The sequence below is a fragment of the Janthinobacterium longum genome (assembly GCF_051380735.1).
Taxonomy (GTDB): domain Bacteria; phylum Pseudomonadota; class Gammaproteobacteria; order Burkholderiales; family Burkholderiaceae_D; genus Janthinobacterium.
This window is the reverse complement of record NZ_JBNYXQ010000003.1, coordinates 308,067-329,712: the sequence shown is the minus strand read 5'-3', so window position 1 is coordinate 329,712 and position 21,646 is coordinate 308,067. Positions and strand designations below refer to the sequence as shown.

Genomic DNA, 21,646 nt, shown 5'->3' with positions numbered 1-21,646 from the left:
GAACCCGGGCTAGCCCGGGTTTTTTTTCGTCCTGAGCATTCTGTTAGTGCATCGACTCAAAATCAATGCAAACCGTTTATTCGGTATGTATTGAAAAAAACTTGTTGCAAAAAGTTAATTTTCATTAAAAATGCAACAGAAAATGGCCGATTTAGTTGGAGATAATCGAAATTCTGCGATTTCCTTGGTTCTTCTTGACAAGATTTTTCACGTTACAGATACTTACATGTGTCAAAAATATGACAACAAGAGTGCAAGTGTCTGTGATCCAGCCGCTTGATTTTCACAAAAATAACGAGTTGAGGTTGGTAAAATAATGATAGTGAAAAAGCCAAAGTTAAGCCGTGTAAGCCAAGCGGTGTTTATCGCGCTGAGCACGCTGGCCGCAAGCAGCCATGCACAGACCAGCACCGCCGCTTCAGAGCCAGTCATGCAACGTGTGGAAATAACGGGCTCGAACATCAAGCGCATGGATACAGAAACAGCGTCGCCGGTCACGGTGGTACGACGCGACGAGATCAAGGCTACCGGCGCCAACACGGTGCGCGAGGTCCTCGATACCCTGACCTCGTTTGATACTGGCACTTTGCGCGACGACGGCTCGTCCAACAGCTTTGCAAGCGGTGCTTCGGGTGCTTCCATGCGCGGCTTGGGCAAGGGTGCAACTTTGGTACTGGTCAACGGCAAGCGCGTATCGAATTACGCCTTCGCCGATGGTGGCAAAGAGACCTTCGTCAACCTCGATGCGATTCCAGCCGATGCTGTCGAGCGCATCGAAGTGGTCAAGGACGGTGCCTCGGCCGTGTATGGTTCCGACGCCCTGGCCGGCGTAATCAATATCATTACCCGCAAAAGCTATCAAGGCGTGACCGTTAGCGCCAACTACCAGCAAGCGCTGGAGAAAAGCATCGGCAAGCAATCCACGGTTGGCCTGCTGGCCGGTTACGGCGACCTGGAAAAGGATGGCTATAACGTGTTCTTCAACGTGGAAGGCTACAAGCGCGACGGCTACAAGCTGGCCAAGGTGATCGACATGTACCCGTCATGGCACAAGGATGTGTACAGCCCGGCATTCGGCGACCCCAGCCTGTATTCTTTCCCTGGCAACCTGAACCAGGCGGCCAGTGGCGGCAACCCTGCCGTGCGTCAGGCCGTCAAAGGCTGCGCGGTAACCAATTCGAGCAACTTGTGCACGTCTGACCTCACGGGCATCAATCCATGGTCCGATGGTGCGGAACGCGTCAACCTGTACAGCGCGCTGCATTTCAAGCTCAGCGATACAACGCGTGGTTTTGCCGAGGTATCGTATTCGGAAACGCGCACGGACTATGAACCACTGCCGTTTGCCATGGCTGCCGGCTCGCCATGGAGCTGGTTCGATGGTAACAAAAAGCAATCGCAACTCGTGCAAAAACCGCGTTTGCCCGCCAACTCCGCCTATAATCCCTACAACTTCCCGGTGGGTCTCGACTATCGCTTCCTGGACTCGAACCTCGATTGGTCGGCGCCATCGAAGGCCACTCAGTATCGCGTGATGGCTGGCTTGGAAGGCAGTTTCGGTGCGTGGGAATGGAAATCGACCATCGGTCGCACCGGCGGTGACGGTACCTCGCGCAGCCGCGGTCCGCACCGCGATCGCATGCCTGCCGCCATCGTTAGTGGCGAATACAAACTTGGCGGGCCCAATAGCGACGCCTTGTTGAACAGCATGTTCCCGGTGATCGGCACGGATGCCGAATTGTCTACCAATTTTATCGACGGTCAGCTGAACCGGGAACTGATGCAACTTCCAGGCGGAGCGTTGTCTCTGGCATTGGGCGCCGAACTGCGTCAGGAAAAAATGTACATCAAGTCGCTCGACAACGTGATGAACGCCGAAATCATCGGCCAGGGTTCGCTGTGGATCGATGGCCAGCGCAATCTGAAAGCGGCCTATGCCGAGTTGAATGCGCCCGTACTGAAAGGCCTGGAACTGAATGCCGCCGTGCGCGTGGACAAGGCTCCAGGTTTCTCGTCGCACTTGTCGCCGAAATTCGGCGCGATGTGGAAAGTGACGCCCAAGCTGATGTTGCGTGGTACGGTCGCCGGTGGTTTCCGCGCGCCGAATATTCCTGAAACCCTGGGCAAGGTTGGCCTGACCGGCTTCTTTAACTCGCAGCTTGATCCGAAGCGTTGCGATACTGCCACCAAGATCCGCGATATCTTGCGCACCGGTACCGCCGCTGACCGTTCGGACGCCACTACGGCCTACAACTCGGGTTGCCTGACATCGATTCCCGTCATGATTTCGTCGAGCTCGACCTTGAAACCTGAAACCTCGCGCAGCATCACGCTGGGCTTCGTCGCCGAGCCGATCAAGAACTGGAGCGTTGCACTTGATTATTTCAAGATCGAACGCAAGGACGAGATCAATTACCGAGATGTATCGTACGTGCTGGCGCGTGAAGACAATGCGGGTTATTCGGACAAACTTGTGCGTAATACGATCAGCGATACCGACCGCCGCTTTGCCGCTCGTGCCAATGAACTCAGGCCCGGTTCGAACATTAGCTGGGGCGTCGGCACCCTTCAGTCGATGCTGTTGAGCTATGAGAACTTCGGCAAGACGGACACACAAGGCATCGATATCGACCTGAACGGTCGTATTTCGGCCGGCGACTACGGCACCGTGACGCTGGGCCTGGCAACCACCTATGCGCTCAAGCTGCGTTACTGGGATATCGATGCCAATCAGTACCGTCCGAACACCATCGGTCTGCTGGGCAACCCGCGTGTTGTGTCGGTCTTCAGCACCGCATGGCGCAATGGTCCGCTGACGGCCGGCGTGCGCGTCAACTATACTTCCAAGCAAGCGCTGAACTACGATGAAACGGACCAGGAGACTTGGGGCGAAGCAGGTTGCCGTGCCCGCCTTGAAGGCGTTGGCCGTACCAACCTGCCATGCAACGTGGCCAGCGATGTACGTACCGACCTGAACTTTGCTTACACGGGCATCAAGAACCTGCGTCTGCTGGCCAACATCAACAATGTCTTTGATCGCGACCGTCCGATCAACGTGCGTACCGGCTATTCGCTGCGTCCACGCACGCTGAAAGTCGGCGCGGAATACACGTTCTAAGGTTGCGAGTATCAGCCTGCTTGCAGGCTGAGTGACGGAACAAAAGCGCAGTGTGGTTTTCCACACTGCGCTTTTTATTTCCTGGTGCCGAACTGGCGCCGGTGAAAACGCCACAGCATGCGCAAGTCATGCCAGACGGGCATGCCGGCTACGGTGGCCAGCACGCCGGCCAGGATGATGGTGGCGGCGGGAAAGCCGATATGCTTGAAGGCCAGCGCGCCGCTGACGCCGCCGATAAAAAAGCAGGCGATCAGGGCGCTGTGCGTGAGCAGCTTGGCGCGGTTGACGCGCACCATGTCGCCAGGTAGTTGGCGGCGGTTGTAATACAGCATTTTTCCCATTTCAATGCCGATATCGGTCGACAGGCCCGTCACATGCGTGGTGCGGATGGCGGCGCCCGAGATCTTGGTGATAATGGCGTTCTGCAAGCCCATCACAAAGCACAGCAGCAAGATGGTGACGGGGCCCAGCACATTCGGCATGGCCGCCAGGTAGTTGCCCGTCAGGCCGAAGACCAGCAACAGCAGCGCTTCGAGCAGCAAGCTCAGCGCGAACTGGCTGTGCAAGCGCCGCCGGCGGCCCCAATTCACCATGATGGCGGTCACGGCAGCGCCGCTGACGAACGCCAGCCAGGCGCCGAACGCGGCCAGCGCCACCGTCACATTGCCCAGCGCCAGGTCGTCGGCCATGCCCGAGATAATGCCCGTCATGTGCGAGGTGTAGCCGCCGATGGCCAGGAAGCCGCCGGCATTGACAGCGCCGGCCACCAGCGCCAGCACGCAGCCCAGTTGCAAATTCGCTCGCGCGTCGCGCGTTGCCCCGCTCAGCCGTATCAGGTAGTCGAGGGGCATGCGGGGCGGGGCGTGCGGCTTACTTGTAGATGCCGGAGCCGACGATCATATTGTCGACCCGTTCGATATAGCCCGATTTTTGCTCGACTACCTTGGTGGTGGGGTTGGGCCACTTGAAGTCGACCCAGCCGCGTCCTTCCTTGCTGCCGGCGGTGGCGATCAGCGCGCGGATCACGGCCTTGCCTTCGTTGTCCTTCATGTCGATCAGGTTTTTGCCGACCATCTTGGGATTGTTGCCGTGTGCCAGGGTGACACCATTCATGTCATATACATAGATATACAGGTCGCGGTCATGGAAGCTGGTGTTGGCCGGGTCGGAAATCGCCGCAAACGCTTTTTCCTTGCCGTCGGCCTTGATCATGGCCACCGCGCGCTTGGTCATGGCGATGGCTTCATCGGCCGTGCCCTTGGGCGCCGCCCATGCCGCCGCGCTGGCGCACACCATGAAGCCGGCGAGAAGGGCGTGCACGCCCGCTTTTACACATGTATTCATTGCAGTCTCCTGGAATAATTTACCACCCCGTGGGCAACCCCGGCGCGGCCTGTACGGCACTACTGGGAGGTAGGATTGCCTGTTTGTATCATACGCGGCTATAGCGGTTATGCAATCACGCTGGCAAAGATGGTGTGCCATAAATGCATCACCTGGTCGGCATGCACTTGCACGCGCTCGGGCGCCACGCGCGCCAGGTCGTGCCCTTGCAGGCGCAACTGGTGCTGCAGCTTGCGCAGCGTGCGGTAGGCGTCGGCCACGCCAGCGGCCAGGGTGGCGTCGATCAGTCCCAGTTCGCCGCACAGGCGCAGCAGGGCAATGTTGCCCGAGTTGGCTGTCAGCTGCGGATACTGCGCCGCATGCTGCAGCACCAGGTATTGCACCATGAACTCGATATCGATCATGCCGCCCGGATCCTGTTTCAGGTCAAAACTGCCGGGGCGCGGCGGATGGGCGTCGATCATGCGCTTGCGCATCGCCACCACCTCGCCCTTGAGCGGGCCGTTTTCCGGCCGCTCCTTGCGCAGGATGGTGTTGCGGATGCGCTCGAAATGCTTGCCGATGGTGACGTCGCCGGCGCAAAAGCGCGCCCGCGTCAGTGCCTGGTGCTCCCACACCCAGGCCGCGCTGCTTTGATAGCGCTCGAACGCCTGCACGCTCGACACCAGCATGCCGGAGGCGCCGTCCGGGCGCAGCGCGATATCGATATCGAACAGGATGCCGGCCGAGGTGTGCGACGTCATCCAGGTAATAAAGCGCTGCGCCAGCTTGGCGTACAGGCCGGGCGCTTCCTGGTCGTCGTCGTCGAACAGGAAAATGACGTCGAGGTCGGACACATAGCCCAGCTCCTTGCCACCGAGCTTGCCATACGCGATGACGGCGAATTTCGGTACCTCGCGGTGGCGCGTGGGCAGGGTTTGCCAGACGGCCTGTACCGTGGCGGCAACGATGATGTCGGCCAGCTGCGACAGATAATCGGCCAGTTTTTCCACGCTCAGTTCGCCTGCCAGGTCTTGCGCCAGGCACTGGAACAGCTGGGCGTGGTGGGTTTCGCGCAAGATATCCATCTGCCGCTCGGTGTCGCCTGGTGCGTCGTCGAGCTGGCGCTGCAGGTCTTGCGCCAGCGCGGCCGGGTCCGGCACGCTGTGGCGGATGCGTTCATCGAGCAATTCGTCGAGCAGGATGGGGTGCTGCGTGAGGAAGGTTGCGGCCCAGCCGCTGGCGCACACCATGCGCACCACGCGCTCCAGGGTATGCGGGTATTCGGTCAGCAGCGACAGATAGGCCGAACGGCGCGCGATGGCCTCGAGGAAATCGAGCAGCCGGCCCAGCGTGGCCAGCTGGCTGGCGTTGCCGTTCGACGCAGAGCAGTCAGTGATCAAAGGCAGGGCCGAATTGACCAGCGCGACCAGGCGCGTGCGGCTCGCTTCGGGCAGCGACTGCAGGCGTGGCGCCTGCCAGGTGGCCAGCAGCCGGCGCGCGCACGAGGCTGGCTCGTGAAAGCCGAGGGCGGCAAAGCGCGCCTCGATGGCTTCCTGCTGGTCCGAGGCGGCGCAGTCGTTCGAGGCCTGCGGGTCGATGCCGGTATCGGCCGGCGGCGCGCCGCTGGTCTTGTCGCTGAACATTTCATCGAACTGGCCAGCCACAAACACGCGGTGCGCTTCAAGCCGGGCCAGCAGCGTGGCCGTATCTGGCAGGCCCATCATCTGCGCCACGATCAATCGGTCGTCCTCGCTGGCGGGCAGGGTATGGGTCTGCGCATCATCGAGGTATTGCAGCCGGTGTTCCAGGTTGCGCAGGAAGCTGTACGAGGCCAGCAGTTTTTCCACGATGGCCGGCTCCAGATAGCCTTTTTCTGCCACCGTGCGCAAGGTGGCGCGCGTGGAGCGCTCGCGCAGCTCGGCGTCGCGCCCGCCGCGTATCAACTGGAATACCTGCGCCAGGAATTCGATTTCGCGGATGCCGCCGCGCCCCAGCTTGACGTTGTTGCTGCGGTCCGGGTGCAGCCGCTCCTGGCGGTTGACCTCGGCGCGGATCTGGCCATGCATGTTGCGGATTGCATCGATCACGCCGAAGTCCAGGTAGCGGCGGAATACGAACGGGCGCACGATGGCGTCGAGCGCAGCGATGTCCTCCGGCTTGCCAGTGACGGCGCGCGCCTTGACCCAGGCATAGCGCTCCCATTCGCGGCCTTGCACGATCAGATATTGCTCGACCATCCCCAGGCTGGCCGCCAGCGGCCCCGAGTTGCCGTTCGGCCGCAGCGCCATGTCGACGCGGAAGGTGAAGCCGTCCTGCGTGATTTCGGCCAGGGCGGCGATCAGCTTTTTGCCCATGCGAATGAAAAACTCGTGGTTCGACAGGCTGCGTTGGCCCGGCTGCGTGGCCTGCGTGTCGCCGTCTTCCGGGTAGACGAAGATCAGGTCGATGTCTGACGAGACATTGAGTTCGCCACCACCCTGCTTGCCCATCGCCAGCACCATCAGTTCCTGCTGCTGGCCCGATTCTTCGCCCACCGGCATGCCATGCGCGGCCACCATCTCGGCCATGATGGCCGCGCAGTGGCGGCCGATGGCAAAGTCGGCAAATTCGGTCATGGCGGTGACCACCTCGTGCAGATCGGCCTGGCCGTCCAGGTCACGCGCGATCAGGCTGCATACCAGCAGGTTACGCAGCTGGCGCATGGCGCGTGCCAGCGGCAATGGGGGTGTCACGGCATTGGCAAGGCGCTCCAGTTCAGCGGCAAAATCGAGCCCGTCGAGTGGCGCGCTGACCAATTGCGCGGCTTGCGCGGCGCGTTCCGGGGCGGCATTCTTCCAGCGTTGGTAAAAGCGCGAGGCGGAAGTCAGGGACGGGTGGCTCATGGCGGCGGTTTCTATGGTGTTGATCGGTTATCGTGGCTAAACTGCGTACTTTGTCGCCGGGCTTGCCTGCGCACGGCAGCCGATGCGGTAAAATTGGGCCGCTGCACAGTTTGCCCGGCACTGCCTGGCAGTGTGCGTGCTGTGCCGGACGATGGTAAGGGAGGCGCAGTCGGGATGCAAGCGCAAGCATGACGCCAGCAGCATGGCAAACCCCAGGAAACCAGGCGATTTTGCCATTATTTGACGCCAGGCCAGTTTATTAGCTTATTGATGCAAAAATCGCCAGAAGCAAGCCCGACAGAACATATGCCGCTGGCCCTGCGCTGGCGGCGGCTGCGCGCCGCCTGGCGCATGGCCAACCTGGCCACCCACCATCTGCTCGGTTTTGCCGTCAAAGCGGTGGTGCTGGCGTATTTCGCGTTTGCCGTGCTGTTCCTGTTTCTGCGCTACGCCATCTTGCCGAATATCGATTATTACAAAGGTGATATCGAAAAGGCCGCCAGCCGGGCGTTGGGCAACCCTGTCAGCATCGCCCGCGTGTATGCCTCCTGGCATGGTTTGCGGCCCAATCTGTTCTTCGGCGATGTTACCCTGCGCGACCAGGCGGGCCGGCCGGCCTTGAGCGTGCCCAGTATTTCGGCCACCGTGTCGTGGTGGAGCGTACTCGGTTCGGTGCGTTTCGAACGGCTGGAAATCACGCGTCCCGACCTGGCAGTACGGCGCAGCAAGGATGGCACCCTGTATGTGGCCGGCGTACTGATCGACAACAAGCAACAGGGCGACGGCAAGGGCGCAGACTGGCTGCTGTCGCAGCATGACATCATTATTCGCGACGGCCGTGTGCGCTGGACGGACGAGCTGCGCGGCACGCCCGAACTGGCGCTCGGGCAGGTCAACCTGCTGCTGCGCAACCGTTGGCGCAGCCACCGCCTGGGCCTGCATGCCACGCCGCCGGTCAGCCTGGCTGCGCCTATCGATGTGCGCGCCCACTTCACCCATCCCGCCTTCAGCACGCGCATTTCCGATGTGTCGATGTGGAAGGGCGAATTGTATGCCGACCTGAAAAATGCCGACCTTGCCGCCTGGCGCGCTTATCTCGACTATCCATTCGAACTGAGTCAGGGCAAGGGCGCCTTGCGCGCCTGGCTGAACCTCGACCATGCGCGCCTGGCCGGCTTCACGGCCGATGCCAGCCTGACCGATGTGCAGGCCCGGCTGGGCAAGGACATTCCCGCGCTCGACCTGCTGCGCGTCAGCGGACGCGTCTCGGCCAGGGAAAACCTGTCGGCCTCGGCGCCCGACGGCAAGCCTACTTTTGGCGCCAACGGGCATCAGGTGGAACTGGCCAATTTCGCGCTGGAAACGCGTGACGGCCTGAGCCTGCCACCGACCACCTTGTCCGAACGCTATGTGGCCGCCACCCGACGCCAGCCGGCACAGACGCAGATCACGGCCAGGGCGCTGGACTTGCAGACCCTGGCCGCGCTGGCCGAAAAATTGCCCTTGAGCGTGGCGCAGCGCGCACAGCTGGCGGCCCTGGCGCCGCGTGGCCGCCTGCAGGATTTTTCGGCCGAGTGGCACGGCGATGTCGCCAGCGCCAGCAGCTACCGGCTGCGCGGCCGGCTGCTGGGGCTGGGGCTGAACGCCCAGCCGGCGCGCCTGGCGAGGGAAAAAACCGCCAGCAGCCCGGCGCAGGCGGCCGCGCCGGCGATTCCCGGCTTTGACAATCTCAGCGGCAGCATTGACGCCAGCGAGCAGGGCGGCCAGATCGAGATCGATGCGCAGGACTTGTTGCTGCAGTTTCCTACCTACCTGCTCGATCCGGCCTTGCCGTTCGAACAATTCCAGATGAAGGCGCACTGGTCTTTCGAAGCGGACAATATGCTGCAGGTAGACCTGGCGCAGCTGACGTTCAGGCAGCAGGGCTTGCGCGCCAGCCTGCGCGGCACGCACCGCATGCCGCTCGACGGCAAGAACCTCGGCCAGGTCGACCTGACCGGCATGCTGGACAACTTTGAAATCAATACCATCGGCCGCTACTTGCCGCTGCAAACCCCCGAGCACCTGCGCCACTGGCTGACCGGGGCGCTCGAAGGCGGCGTGGCACGCGACGTCAGCCTGCGCTTGCGCGGCGAACTGGAACACTTTCCGTTCAAGGGCGACACGCCCGCCCAGCGCAAGCAAGGCGAATTCCGCGTGGCCGGCAAGCTTGACAATGGCAGGCTCAACTATGCGCCCGGTGAGTTTGCCGAAAGTGGCCCCCTGGCCGGCAAGGCACCGCTGTGGCCGCAAGCGGAAAAGATCAAGGGCAGTTTTGTATTTGAGCGCGGGCGCATGGAAATTCACGGCGACACCGCCACCACCGGCGGCGTGGCGCTGACCAACGTGAAAGCCGTGATTCCCGACCTGACCGTGTTCGACACCCTGCTCGATATCGAAGGCAATGCGGCCGGGCCTATGCAGGAGTTGCTCAAGTACGTGAGCGCCAGCCCGGTGCTGGGCTGGATCGACCATTTTACCGATGAAACGACGGCTAGCGGCAATGCCAGGCTTGCATTGAAACTGCACCTGCCGATCGAGCGCATGCTGGACGCGAAAGTGCAGGGCGGCTTGCAACTGGCCGGCAACGACGTGGTGCTGTTCAATGACATGCCGCCCGTGCTCGGCGTGCAGGGCAAGATCGAGTTCAATGAAAAAGGTGTCAACCTCAATGGACTGAACGGTAATTTGCTCGGTGGGCCGCTGGCCATTTCGGGTGGCAGCCAGCCTGACGGCTCGATCCAGGTCAGGCTGGCCGGCGCCATGACGGTCGACGGCTTGCGCAAAACCTACCCCACACCCGTGGTACAACGGCTGGCCAAACACCTTAATGGCAGCGCACGCTACAACGGCCTGATCACGGCGCGCGACCATCAACTGGTGGTCAGCGTCGACAGCAGCCTGGCCGGCCTGGGCCTGGACTTCCCGGCGCCGTTGAAGAAACCGGCCGCCGACAGCATGCCCGTCAAATTTACCCTGGCGGCCAATGCCGCCAATGCGGCCGGCTTGCGCACCGACGAGATCCGCATCGCATTGGGTAGCGGCCTGGCTGCGCGCTACCAGCGCCAGAAGCAGGGCAAGGAAGCATGGCGCCTGGTACGTGGCGGCATCGGCGTCAACACGCCCGCGCCCGAACCGGACTCCGGGATGATGCTCAATGTGAACCTGAAGAGTTTTGATGTCGACAGCTGGATCGCTGCCGGCAGCGCGATTGCCGGCAGCGGCGGCGCCGACAGTGCAGCGGACACCGGCGACGCGCCCGATATTGCCCAATACATCGTGCCCGACATGATGGCCGCGCGCGCCGGCGAACTGATGCTGGGCGAGCGCAAGCTGGAAAACGTGGTGGTCGGCGCGACCCATCAAAAAGACGTGTGGCAGGCCAATATCGACGCCAGACAGGTGTCTGGCTATGTCACCTGGGTGGAAACGCCGTCCGGCCTGGGCAAGATGACGGCGCGCCTGTCGTCGCTCATCATTCCCGAGTCGGCCGCCAATGACGTGAAAGACCTGCTTGAAGGTAAAAGCAGCGCGCAATCGATCCCTTCGCTCGATATCGTTGCCGAACGTTTTGAATTGTTCAACAAGCAGATCGGCCGGCTGGAATTGCAGGCCTATAACACCATGGCCGCCAGCGGACGCGAGTGGCGCATTGGCAAGTTATTGCTGGCCAATACCGATGGCGCCTTGAGCGGCAACGGCAAATGGGTAGTCAAGGATGGGCAAAGCACCACCAGCCTGCGCTTTGGCCTCGATATCATCGATGCCGGCAAACTGCTCGACCGTTTCGGCTTTGCCGACACCGTGCGCCGTGGCAAGGGAAAAATGAGTGGCGACATCGCCTGGAATGGCTTGCCCTATGCGCTCGACATTCCGAGCCTGTCGGGCCAGATCGAGATGAACGTGGAATCGGGGCAGTTCCTCAAGCAGGATCCGGGTGCGGCCAAGCTGCTGGGCGTGCTCAGCCTGCAAGCCCTGCCGCGTTTGCTGAAACTCGATTTCCACGATGTGTTTTCGGAAGGGCTGGCGTTTGACGGCATCACCGCCAACGCCAGCATCAAGCGCGGCGTGGTGACCACCGACAACCTCAAAATGCATGGCGTGGCCGCCACCGTGCTAATGCATGGCTCGGCCGATATCGCCAACGAAACCACCAATCTGCACGTGGTGGTGATTCCCGAATTCAACCTGGGCACGGGGCCGCTGGTGTATGCGCTGGCGGTCAACCCGGTCATCGGCCTGGGCAGTTTTCTCGCGCAATTGTTCCTGCGCGCGCCCATGATGAAGGCGCTGACCTATCATATGCAGATCGCCGGACCGTGGAAGTCACCCGTGGTGACCAAGCTTGACGGTGGCAAATTGGAGCCTGTCGCGACGCCATTGCCGGCAGCGGCGGCGGTACAGTAGTCGAACACCAAGCAGGGGATATCGATGCACACAGTGGCCGCAATACAAATGATTTCCACGCCATCGGTCAGCGAAAACCTGGCCACCGCCAAACGCCTGGTGGCGCAGGCGGCCAGCCAGGGAGCGATGCTGGTGGTGCTGCCCGAATACTGGGCCGTCATGGGCCAGCATGAAACCGACAAATTGAGCCACGCCGAGCAGCCCGGTAGCGGTACCATCCAGGACGCCATGGCGCAGATGGCGCGCGAGCACGGCGTCTGGCTGATCGGCGGCACCTTGCCCCTGGTCTCGCACGAGGCCGGCAAAGTGCTCAACACCACCCTGGTGTACGACCCACAAGGCGCACCTGCCGGCCGCTATGACAAGATCCATCTGTTCGGTTTTACCCGCGACGCGGAGTCCTACAATGAGTCGCGCACCATCGTCGCCGGCGCCGAGGTGCGCAGCATCGATACGCCCCTGGGCAGAGTCGGCCTGTCGATCTGCTACGACCTGCGCTTTCCCGAGCTGTACCGGGCGCTGGGCGAGTGTGCGCTGATTGTGGTGCCGGCCGCCTTTACCCACACCACTGGCCGCGCCCACTGGGAGGTGCTGCTGCGCGCGCGGGCGATCGAAAACCAGTGCTATGTGCTGGCCTCGGCCCAGGGTGGCGTGCACCCGAACGGCCGCCGCACCTGGGGCCACAGCATGCTGATCGATCCGTGGGGCGAGGTGAAAGCCGTGCTGGACGAAGGCGAAGGCGTGGTGAGCGGACAGATCGATCCCGTGTTCCTGGCCGGCGTGCGTGAATCCTTGCCCGCGCTGGCGCACCGCACCATGTAATTGTGTTGGAGAGTAAACCATGATCCCGTTTGAACCGAATCTGTCCAGCCTGGCCGTGGCGCGCGACATTTTGCTCACGCCCTTTGGCCTCGACGAAGACAAGCTGCTCAAGGCGCTGGGCACGATGTTTGCGCACAAGGTCGATTACGCCGACCTGTATTTCCAGTCGACCCGCAGCGAAGGCTGGAGCCTGGAAGAGGGCATTGTCAAGACCGGCAGTTTTTCCATCGACCAGGGCGTGGGCGTGCGCGCTGTTTCCGGCGACAAGACGGCGTTTTCGTATTCCGACGAGATCTCCGAGCGGGCCCTGCTGGAAGCGGCGGCGGCCACGCGCACGATAGCGCGCGTCGGCACCGGGAAAATAAAAATCGCCGGCAGCATGCAGCCGCAGGGCGGCCGTTCCTTGTACCTGCCCAACGATCCGCTGGCCTCACTGGACGCTACGGCCAAGGTGCAACTATTGGAACGCGTGGAAAAGATGGCGCGCGCAAAAGACCCGCGCGTGGTGCAGGTGATGGCAGGCCTGGCCGGCGAGTACGACGTGGTCCTGGTGCTGCGCAGCGACGGCGTGCTGGCGGCCGATATCCGCCCGCTGGTGCGCGTGTCGCTGACCGTGATCGCCGAGCAGAATGGCCGCCGCGAAACGGGATCGGCTGGCGGCGGTGGACGCTACAGCTATGACTATTTCAGCGACGAGGTGCTGGAGCAGTATGCGTCCGACGCAGTCAGCTCGGCCCTGATCAACCTGGAAGCGCGGCCCGCACCGGCCGGTCCGATGACCATCGTGCTGGGACCGGGCTGGCCCGGCATCCTGCTGCACGAAGCGATCGGCCATGGCCTGGAAGGCGATTTCAACCGCAAGGGTTCGTCTGCCTTTGCCGGCTGCATCGGCCAACGGGTGGCGGCGAAAGGCGTGACGGTGGTTGACGACGGTACGTTGCAAGGCCGGCGCGGCTCGCTCAATATCGACGACGAGGGCAACCCCACCCAGTGCACCACCCTGATCGAGGACGGCATCCTGAAGGGTTATATCCAGGATACCATGAACGCGCGCCTGATGAAAATGCCGGTGACGGGCAACGCGCGCCGCGAATCGTTCGCCCACCTGCCGATGCCGCGCATGACCAATACCTATATGCTCGGCGGCGACAAGGACCCGGGCGAGATCCTGGCGTCGGTGAAAAACGGCCTGTACGCCGTCAATTTCGGCGGCGGCCAGGTCGACATTACCAATGGCAAGTTCGTCTTTTCGGCCAGCGAGGCCTACATGATCGAAAACGGCAAGCTCAGCTACCCGGTCAAGGGCGCCACCCTGATCGGCAATGGCCCCGATGTGCTCAACCGCGTCTCCATGATCGGCAACGACATGCGCCTGGACTCGGGTGTAGGCGTGTGCGGCAAGGAAGGCCAGAGCGTGCCGGTGGGGGTGGGGCAGCCGACCCTGCGCCTTGACGGCGTGACGGTCGGCGGCACCGCCTGAACAAGCCGGCTACACGCCGGCTTGTACCTGGCTTCAGAATTTGTACGAGGCCTTCACGTACAGGGTGCGACCCAGCGGGTCCGTGTAGCGCGGATCGTAGCCGGTCTGGAATACCGTGCCCTGGTTGGTGAACGGCGGGTTCTTGTCGAACAGGTTTTTCACGCCGACCGTGACGTCGGTGTTTTTCCAGCCCGAATAGGCACCCGACAGCGAGAAAGTCGAATACGCTTTCACGTTCTGCTCAAAGCCGGCGTCGACAAAATTCTGGTCGCGGTAGCCGCTCATGAACTTGTTAGACAGGTTGGCGCTCCAGTCGCCCAGCGCCCACGTCAGCGAGGCGTTGTGTTTCCAGCGGAAGACAGGATTGTTGTCCGCATACACGCCAACGTTTTCGATATACTCGCCGCCGGTTTCGTTCTGGTATTTGTAGCTGTGCACCCAACTGCCGTCGAACTGGAAGGTGAAGTTGCCGTAGCTGCTACGCGGCAAGCGCCAGGTGAAGCTGGTGTCGATGCCCGAGGTATGCACTTCGCCCAGGTTGTCGAGCACGGCGTTCACATATTGCAGCGTCTTGCCATCGGCCGAATACACAAAGGTCGACTGGTATTTCTGGAAGTTGTCGAACAGCGTCTGTTCGGCCACGGTGCCGATCTTGTCGCGAATCTTGATATTGAAATAATCAAGCGACATGGTCACCGAATTGACGGGTTCGAACACGATGCCGGCGCTGAAGGTTTTCGATTTTTCCGGCTTCAGGTTGGCATTGCCGCCGCTGCGGATAAATTGCTGCTGGCCGCAGGCCACGTTCGGGTTGGCGCCGGCCACGGCCGTGCCGCCCGGGCACAGCGCCGGATCGTCATATGAGTTGTTGGTGAACGTGGTGGTGGCCGGGCCATGCAGGTCATACAGGGTCGGCGCGCGGAAACCGGTGTTGTACGAGCTGCGCAGCAATACCTGTTTCGTCGGCTGCCATCGCAGGCCGACCTTCGGATTGAAGCTGCCGCCCACATCGTTGTAGTGGTCGTAGCGGGCCGCCAGCGACAGTTCCAGGTCCTTGTGCAGCGGCACGCTCAGTTCCGAATACACGGCGGCGATATTGCGCGAGCCGGCCTGGTCCTGCGCGTCAGCGTAGCCCGAGCTTTGCGCCTGCGAGGCCAGGTCGCGGTTGACGCTGTATTGCGCCTTGTCATGGCGGAACTCGGTACCGACGGCAAAGCCGACTGCGCCGGCCGGCAGGTTGTAGATTTCGCGGCTGACCTTGGCATCGACGCCGGTGCTGGTCATCTTCGCGCCCAGGTATTCACCGTGCAGCTGTGCCGCGTCCAGGTAGGCCGCGCCAGCAACCGATTGTTCGCCGAACGGGTTCAGGGTGCCGTCGAGTACGCCGGCTTTTACCAGGCTGTCGTTGGTGTAGCCGTTGACAAACGCGCTGGCGGCCTTGCTGATCGAATATGTCAGGCCGACGTTGTAGTCCCAGCCGCCTATCAGGCCTTCGGAAGCGAGCACCAGGCGATCCGAGGTACTGGTGTCAAACCCCGTGCGCTTGCCGGCTGCCACCGTGCGCCAGTTGAGCGTCAGGTCTTCGCCGGTCAGGCCGGCCACGCCCGGCACATTGCCGTTGCCCGGGTAATACGGGCTGGCCGAGGTCATGCTGATGCCCGTCAAGGGTGACGGCGCGATGTTCGAAGTGCTGGTGCTGCGCGAATGCAGGTATTCGACGGTGGCGATATTATCCTGGCTCAGCTTGAAGGTGGCCTTGCCCAGCAGGGATTCCTGCTTGGTTTCCGGAATGTCGTCGATGTACTTGGTGGTGTCGGTGCGGCAGGTGCCGCTGGCGGTGGTGATCAGGCCCGTGCCGGGGCAGTTCGAGGCCGCGTACGGATTGCCCGTTACGCCATTGTCCGAAAAGAAGTTGGCTGGCTGCGAGGTGCCGCTGCTGTTGTCGACGCCACGGCTGGGGATCACGCTGGTGCTGGAAAATGCGCGCGAGGCGGCCGCCAGCGACGACTGCTTGTGCACGTCGGCGACGCCGAAGAAATTGTAGCCGTCGGTGGACAGGTTGCCGAAGCCGCCCGACAGGTTGATGCGCGACTCTTCGCCACCGCCGCTTTTGGTCGGCGCATAGTGTTCGACGCTGACGGTGGCGCCCTGTACCGAACGCTTGGTGATGAAGTTGATCACGCCGCCGATGGCATCGGTGCCGTAGATGGCCGAGGCGCCGTCGCGCAGCACTTCGACCCGGTCCAGCGCCGACAGCGGGATGATGTTCAGGTCGACGGCAGCGCCGTTGAACGGATGGCTGGCGATGCGCCGACCATTGAGCAGCACCAGGGTCTTGTCGCTGCCCAGGCCGCGCAGGTCGGCGCTCGACATGCCGCCCGTGCCGGCGCCCACCGACTGGCTGCTGCCGACCGAGCTCTGGTTCATCGGGATGGTGTTCATCACTTCCTGCGCGGTGGTCAAGCCTTGCTTGATGAAGTCTTCTGCCTTGATCGAGGTGATCGGCAGCGCTGTTTGCGATGACAACCGCTTGATGCTGGAGCCAGTCACTTCCACTTTTTGCATCTCGCCGTCGGCCTCGCCGGCCAGGCTTTGTGCCTGGGCGGCATGCATGCCCAGCGCCAGCGAACTGGCAAACATGAGGCGCAGAGATCGGGACAACGCGCTTTCTATCATCATGGCTAACACTCCTGAGGTAATTCTTGAGTTTGATTGTTCGGCTAGGCGGATACGTCGCCGATGCGATGTGCTTGCCATCCTCCTGGGATAGCGAACGCAGCCATCAAAACATGTGAAAAGTGACGCAGCAATGACCAGAAAATCAAGTGTGAAAACGAACAACAGTCGCCAAATATCACAGATGTAAAGAGGGATTCGTGCAGCAAGGCCCGCGCACGGCAAAGCACCAGGGCATTGCAGAATGGCTGGCGCTGGCAGCATGCGGGGTGCGGGGTAGCTTTAATAGTTGAAATGCAACGCTTACATTTGGACACAGTTCACATGGTTTTTTTGCGCCAGGCATTGGCTGGCGCGAATGTAAAGTTAGGTAAGGAAAGAGAATAGTGCGCAACTTTTTGCGGTTTTCTTCCCACTTTGCCACCTGAAACGCCAGCCAACTGCGGCTTTGCCGACAAATATGCTTGCCAAGCTTTGCGGTATGGGTTTATAGTCGTTCATCACTTACGGATGACTCGCATGTTCGCTCGCCACTTTTTTACCGCCTATTTTTACTTTAGCAATTCCAACCCAAAGGCGGTGGAGTAGCGGTCGGTTCACGTAGCAGCAAAAACGAGATCCCAGCAAATTCTGAAAAACCGCCACTGATGGCGGTTTTTTTTTACCCAGATGTTTTACCCCTGTTCAAATTTTGGAGAAAATAATGCCCCGCACCGATGATTTGCGTATTCGCGAAATGAAGGAATTGACTCCGCCGTCCCACCTGATCCGCGAATTTGCCTGCTCGGAAGCTGCTGCCCAGACGGCGGCCAATTCCCGCGTGGCGCTGCACCGCATCCTGCATGGCCAGGACGACCGCCTGATGGTGGTGATCGGACCCTGCTCGATCCACGACACCAAGGCGGCGATGGAATATGCGCGCCTGCTGGTCAAGGAACGCGTGCGTTTCGCCGGCGAACTGGAAATCGTCATGCGCGTGTATTTCGAAAAGCCGCGCACCACGGTTGGCTGGAAGGGCCTGATCAACGACCCGTACATGGACAACAGCTTCCGCATCAACGATGGCCTGCGCATGGCGCGCGAACTGCTGCGCGACATCAACGAACTGGGCCTGCCGGCCGGCACGGAATTTCTCGATGTGATCAGCCCACAATATATTGCCGACCTGATCAGCTGGGGCGCGATCGGCGCGCGTACCACCGAGTCGCAGGTGCACCGCGAACTGGCGTCGGGGCTGTCGTGTCCGGTCGGTTTCAAGAACGGCACCGACGGCAATGTGAAAATCGCCGTGGAAGCGATCAAGGCCGCCTCGCAGCCGCACCATTTCCTGTCCGTTACCAAGGGCGGCCACTCGGCCATCGTCTCGACCAATGGCAATGAAGACTGCCATATCATCCTGCGCGGCGGCAAGACGCCCAACTACGACGCGGCCAGCGTGGAAGAAGCTTGCAAGGCGATCGCCGCGCAAGGCCTGGCGTCGCGCCTGATGATCGACGCCTCGCATGCGAACAGCTCGAAAAAGCCGGAAAACCAGGTGCCCGTCTGTGCCAATATCGCCGCGCAAGTGGCCGGCGGCGACGACCGCATCGTCGGCGTGATGGTCGAATCGCACCTGGTGTCGGGGCGCCAGGACCTGGTGCCGGGCAAGGAACTGGTGTACGGCCAGTCGGTGACCGACGGCTGCATCGACTGGAGCGCCAGCGTGGCGGTGCTGGAAAACCTGGCGGCAGCGGTGAAGCAGCGCCGCTTGCACGGCGACAAGGAGTAATCGCGCCAGCATGAAAAAAGCCCGGGAAGCATGAGAGCTTCCCGGGCTTTTTTAGTTCTTCGCCGGTATCGGCTTAGAATTTGTACGTGGCGCGCACGTAGAAGGTACGGCCCAGCGGATCGGCAAAGCGCGGATCGTAGCCGGTCTGGAAGGTACCAATCTGGTTACTGAACGGTGGATCTTCGTTCAGCAGGTTCTTCACGCCCACGGTCAGTTCCGTGTTCTTGAAGCCCGAGTAGGCGCCCGACAGCGACCAGACCGAGTACGCTTTCACGTTCTGTTCGTATTGCGCGTCGACATAGTTCTGGTCGCGGTAGCCGCTCATGTACTTGTTCGACAGGGTGGCGTTCCATTTGTCCAGGTTCCATTGCAGCGAAGCATTATGCCTCCAGCGGAACACCGGTGCGTTGTCGCCATACACGCCGACGTTCTGCACGAATTCGCCGCCGCGCTCGTTCTGGTACTCATACTTCCTGACCCAGGTGCCGTCAAAATTGAAGGTAAAAGTACCGTACTGGCTGCGTGGCAGTTTCCAGTTCAGGCCCAGGTCGATGCCCGAGGTATGCATTTCGCCCAGGTTGTCCAGCGTCGCCACCACGTATTCGAGCTTGGTGCCGCCGTTCGAATAGATGAAGTTGTCCTTGTACTTGTCGTAGTTGTCGAACAGCGTCTGTTCGGCCACGGTACCGATCTTGTCGCGCAGCTTGATCTGGAAGTAGTCTAGCGACACCGTCAGCGACTTGACTGGCTCGATGACGATACCGGCGCTGAAGGTTTTCGATTTTTCAGGGCCGACGTCCGGATTGCCGCCGGAGCGGATATATTGCTGCGCGCCGCAGGCCACGTTGCCGTTGGCGCCAGGGGCTGCCACGCCGCCCGGGCACAGGCGCGGATCGTCGTACTTGTTGGCGGTGAAGGTCTTGCTTTGCGGGCCATGCAGGTCATACAAGGTCGGTGCGCGGAAGCCGGTGTTGTACGAGCTGCGGAACAGCACTTCGCTCGTTGGCTGCCAGCGTACGCCCACTTTCGGATTGAAGCTGCCGCCGACATCGTTGTAGTGGTCATAGCGCGCTGCCAGCGACAGTTCCAGGTTCTTGACGACAGGAACACTCAGCTCGGAGAAAATCGCGCTGATGTTGCGGCTGCCTGACTGGTTCTGCGCTTCGGCGTAGCCGGAGCTCGATGCCTGGCCAGCCAGGGCGGTGTCGACATTGTATTCAGCCTTGTCCCGGCGGAACTCGGTACCGACGGCAAAACCGACGGCGCCTGCCGGCAGGGTGAACAGTTCGCGGCTGATCTTGGCGTCAATCGCCGTGCTGGTCATCTTGGCGTCAAGGTACTTGCCTTTCAGCAGGGAATCGTTCAGATAGGCCTGGCCGGCGGCGCTTTGCTCGCCGAACGGGTTCAGCAGGCCACTGCCGATGCCGTCGATGATGCGCTGGTCGGCCAGGTAGCCGCCGGTAAAGGCACTGGTGGCCTTGCTGATCGAATGGCTCAGGCCAGCGTTGTAGTCCCAGCTGCCCAGCACGCCTTCGGATGCCAGTACCAGGCGGTCCGAGGTACTGGTGTCAAAGCCGCTGCGCTGGCCCGAGGCCACCGGACGCCAGCTGATGTCAAGCGGGCCGCCGGACAAGCCAGGCACGGCTGGCACGCCAGCGCTGCCGCCCGGGTAGTAAGGCGAGCTCGACGGCATCAGCGCGCCGATGTTCGACATCGGCGGCGGCGAAATGCGTGCTTCGTTGGTGCTGCGCGCATGCAGGTATTCGACGGTGGCCAGGTGATCCTGGTTCAGCTTGAAGCTGGCCTTGCCGAGGAAGGACTCCTGCTTGGTTTTCGGAATTGTCTGCATGTACGGCGTGACATCCATCGCACAGGTGCTCTTGCCCGAGGTGTTCTTGTACAGGTTAGGGCCGACGCAACCGGCGGCGAACGCCGGGTTGCCGGACACGCCATTGCCGGTGTCGTAGAAGTTGGCAGGGAAGGGCGTGCTGCTCAGGTTGTCGACACCCTTGCCCGGGATATAGCCGCTGGCCGAGAAGTCGCGGTCGCTGGCGTTCAATGCCGCCTGGCGATGCACGTCGACGACGCCGAAGACATTGAAGCCATCCTTGTTCAGGTCGCCGTAACCGGCCGACAGGTTGATGCGCGACTCGTCGCCGCCACCCGATTTTTGCGGTTCGTAATGTTCTACCGTGACCGAGCCGCCCTTGACCGAGCGCTTGGTGATGAAGTTGATGACGCCGCCGATGGCGTCGGTGCCGTAGATGGCCGAGGCGCCGTCGCGCAATACTTCCACGCGTTCCAGGGCCGAGATCGGAATGATGTTCAGGTCGACCGACGAGCCGTTGAACGGATGGCTGGCGATGCGACGGCCGTTCAGCAGCACCAGGGTCTTGTCGCCACCGATGCCGCGCAGATCCGCCTGCGACTGGCCGCCCGTGCCGGAGCCGACCGACTGCGAGCTGCTTTGCGTGCTCTGGTTCATCGAGATCGTCGACAGCACTTCCTGCGCTGTCGTCAGGCCCTGCTTGGCGAAGTCATCGGCCTTGATCGAGGTGATCGGCAATGCCGTCTCCGACGCCAGGCGCTTGATGCTCGAGCCCGTTACTTCCACGCGCTGCATTGGCGCTTCTGTTGTTTCTTGCGCATAGGCGGCATGCATGCCAAGAGCAATGCTGCCAGCAAACATGAGACGCACAGTGCGCGACATTACATTTTCGACCATTATCGTTAATTCCTTATTTTTGTAATAAATGCGGCAATTATTTTGAGATAACTTGTTGCCCATCGATAATTAATTTGCTTGAGTTCAATTAGACCAATGAAAATTTGGAGTTTTTTCAGGCTCGTCATCAAAACATTCACGCCATAAATTGTCAAATTCGCGCAGGATTTTTGGACAAAACGCAACATTTTTTTGTTAGTTTTACATTGCTTCAGTAATAAATTATCGCGCGCCCTTGTCAGGCCAGCTCAGGCGCGTAAAATAAAACGGCGACTGGCATCACTGTCGGCGCCGTCCTGTTGTTCAGCCCTTCCGTATTGATCCCGCCCCCGCTCGCTTTAAAACGTATGCCGCCACGCCACTACCAGGCGCTTGAACGTTGACCAATAAAAAAGGCGGTGAT

The 21,646-nt window shown here is 61.2% G+C and carries 10 protein-coding genes; 5 read left to right on the top strand and 5 right to left on the bottom strand.

Annotated features, from left to right (window positions below; translation table 11 throughout):
• The first annotated feature begins 430 nt into the window (after positions 1-430).
• Positions 431-3,118 (top strand): TonB-dependent receptor domain-containing protein, encoded by a 2,688-nt coding sequence (locus ACQ4WM_RS12270; protein ID WP_436546946.1) that lies wholly within the window; start codon positions 431-433, stop codon positions 3,116-3,118.
• A gap of 74 nt (positions 3,119-3,192) precedes the next feature.
• On the opposite strand, the gene ACQ4WM_RS12265 is transcribed toward ACQ4WM_RS12270, so the two are convergent.
• From ACQ4WM_RS12265 to glnE, 3 genes are all read right to left on the bottom strand, one after another.
• Positions 3,193-3,969 (bottom strand): YoaK family protein, encoded by a 777-nt coding sequence (locus ACQ4WM_RS12265; RefSeq protein WP_436546945.1) that lies wholly within the window; start codon positions 3,967-3,969, stop codon positions 3,193-3,195.
• A gap of 19 nt (positions 3,970-3,988) precedes the next feature.
• Positions 3,989-4,462 carry a cache domain-containing protein gene (locus tag ACQ4WM_RS12260; RefSeq protein WP_436546944.1) on the bottom strand — a complete coding sequence of 158 codons (474 nt, stop codon included), beginning with the start codon at positions 4,460-4,462 and terminating at the stop codon, positions 3,989-3,991.
• A 107-nt stretch (positions 4,463-4,569) separates the two neighbouring features.
• Complete coding sequence (gene glnE / locus ACQ4WM_RS12255) at positions 4,570-7,326, bottom strand: bifunctional [glutamate--ammonia ligase]-adenylyl-L-tyrosine phosphorylase/[glutamate--ammonia-ligase] adenylyltransferase (RefSeq protein WP_436546943.1); 2,757 nt, start codon at positions 7,324-7,326, stop codon at positions 4,570-4,572.
• A 270-nt stretch (positions 7,327-7,596) separates the two neighbouring features.
• Between glnE and ACQ4WM_RS12250 the strand changes: the two genes are divergently transcribed.
• Genes ACQ4WM_RS12250 through tldD form a run of 3 tightly spaced genes read left to right on the top strand, consistent with a single transcriptional unit; the run spans position 7,597 to position 14,074 of the window.
• Positions 7,597-11,772, top strand: coding sequence for a YhdP family protein (locus ACQ4WM_RS12250; RefSeq protein WP_436546942.1), 4,176 nt, complete (start codon positions 7,597-7,599; stop codon positions 11,770-11,772).
• A 24-nt stretch (positions 11,773-11,796) separates the two neighbouring features.
• Positions 11,797-12,594 carry a carbon-nitrogen hydrolase family protein gene (locus ACQ4WM_RS12245; RefSeq protein ID WP_436546941.1) on the top strand — a complete coding sequence of 266 codons (798 nt, stop codon included), beginning with the start codon at positions 11,797-11,799 and terminating at the stop codon, positions 12,592-12,594.
• Positions 12,595-12,613: 19 nt separating this feature from the next.
• Entirely contained in the window at positions 12,614-14,074 is a 1,461-nt protein-coding gene (tldD, locus tag ACQ4WM_RS12240) for a metalloprotease TldD (RefSeq protein ID WP_436546940.1), read from the top strand.
• Between the two features lie 33 nt (positions 14,075-14,107).
• On the opposite strand, the gene ACQ4WM_RS12235 is transcribed toward tldD, so the two are convergent.
• Entirely contained in the window at positions 14,108-16,753 is a 2,646-nt protein-coding gene (locus tag ACQ4WM_RS12235; protein ID WP_436546939.1) for a TonB-dependent receptor, read from the bottom strand.
• Positions 16,754-17,453: 700 nt separating this feature from the next.
• On the opposite strand from ACQ4WM_RS12235, the gene aroG reads away from it, so the two are divergent.
• On the top strand, positions 17,454-18,518 hold the full coding sequence (gene aroG / locus ACQ4WM_RS12230) for a 3-deoxy-7-phosphoheptulonate synthase AroG (protein ID WP_436546938.1): 1,065 nt from the start codon (positions 17,454-17,456) through the stop codon (positions 18,516-18,518).
• Between the two features lie 73 nt (positions 18,519-18,591).
• Here aroG and ACQ4WM_RS12225 read toward each other — a convergent pair whose 3' ends face one another.
• Positions 18,592-21,243, bottom strand: coding sequence for a TonB-dependent receptor (locus ACQ4WM_RS12225; RefSeq protein ID WP_436546937.1), 2,652 nt, complete (start codon positions 21,241-21,243; stop codon positions 18,592-18,594).
• Between the last annotated feature and the right edge of the window lie 403 nt (positions 21,244-21,646).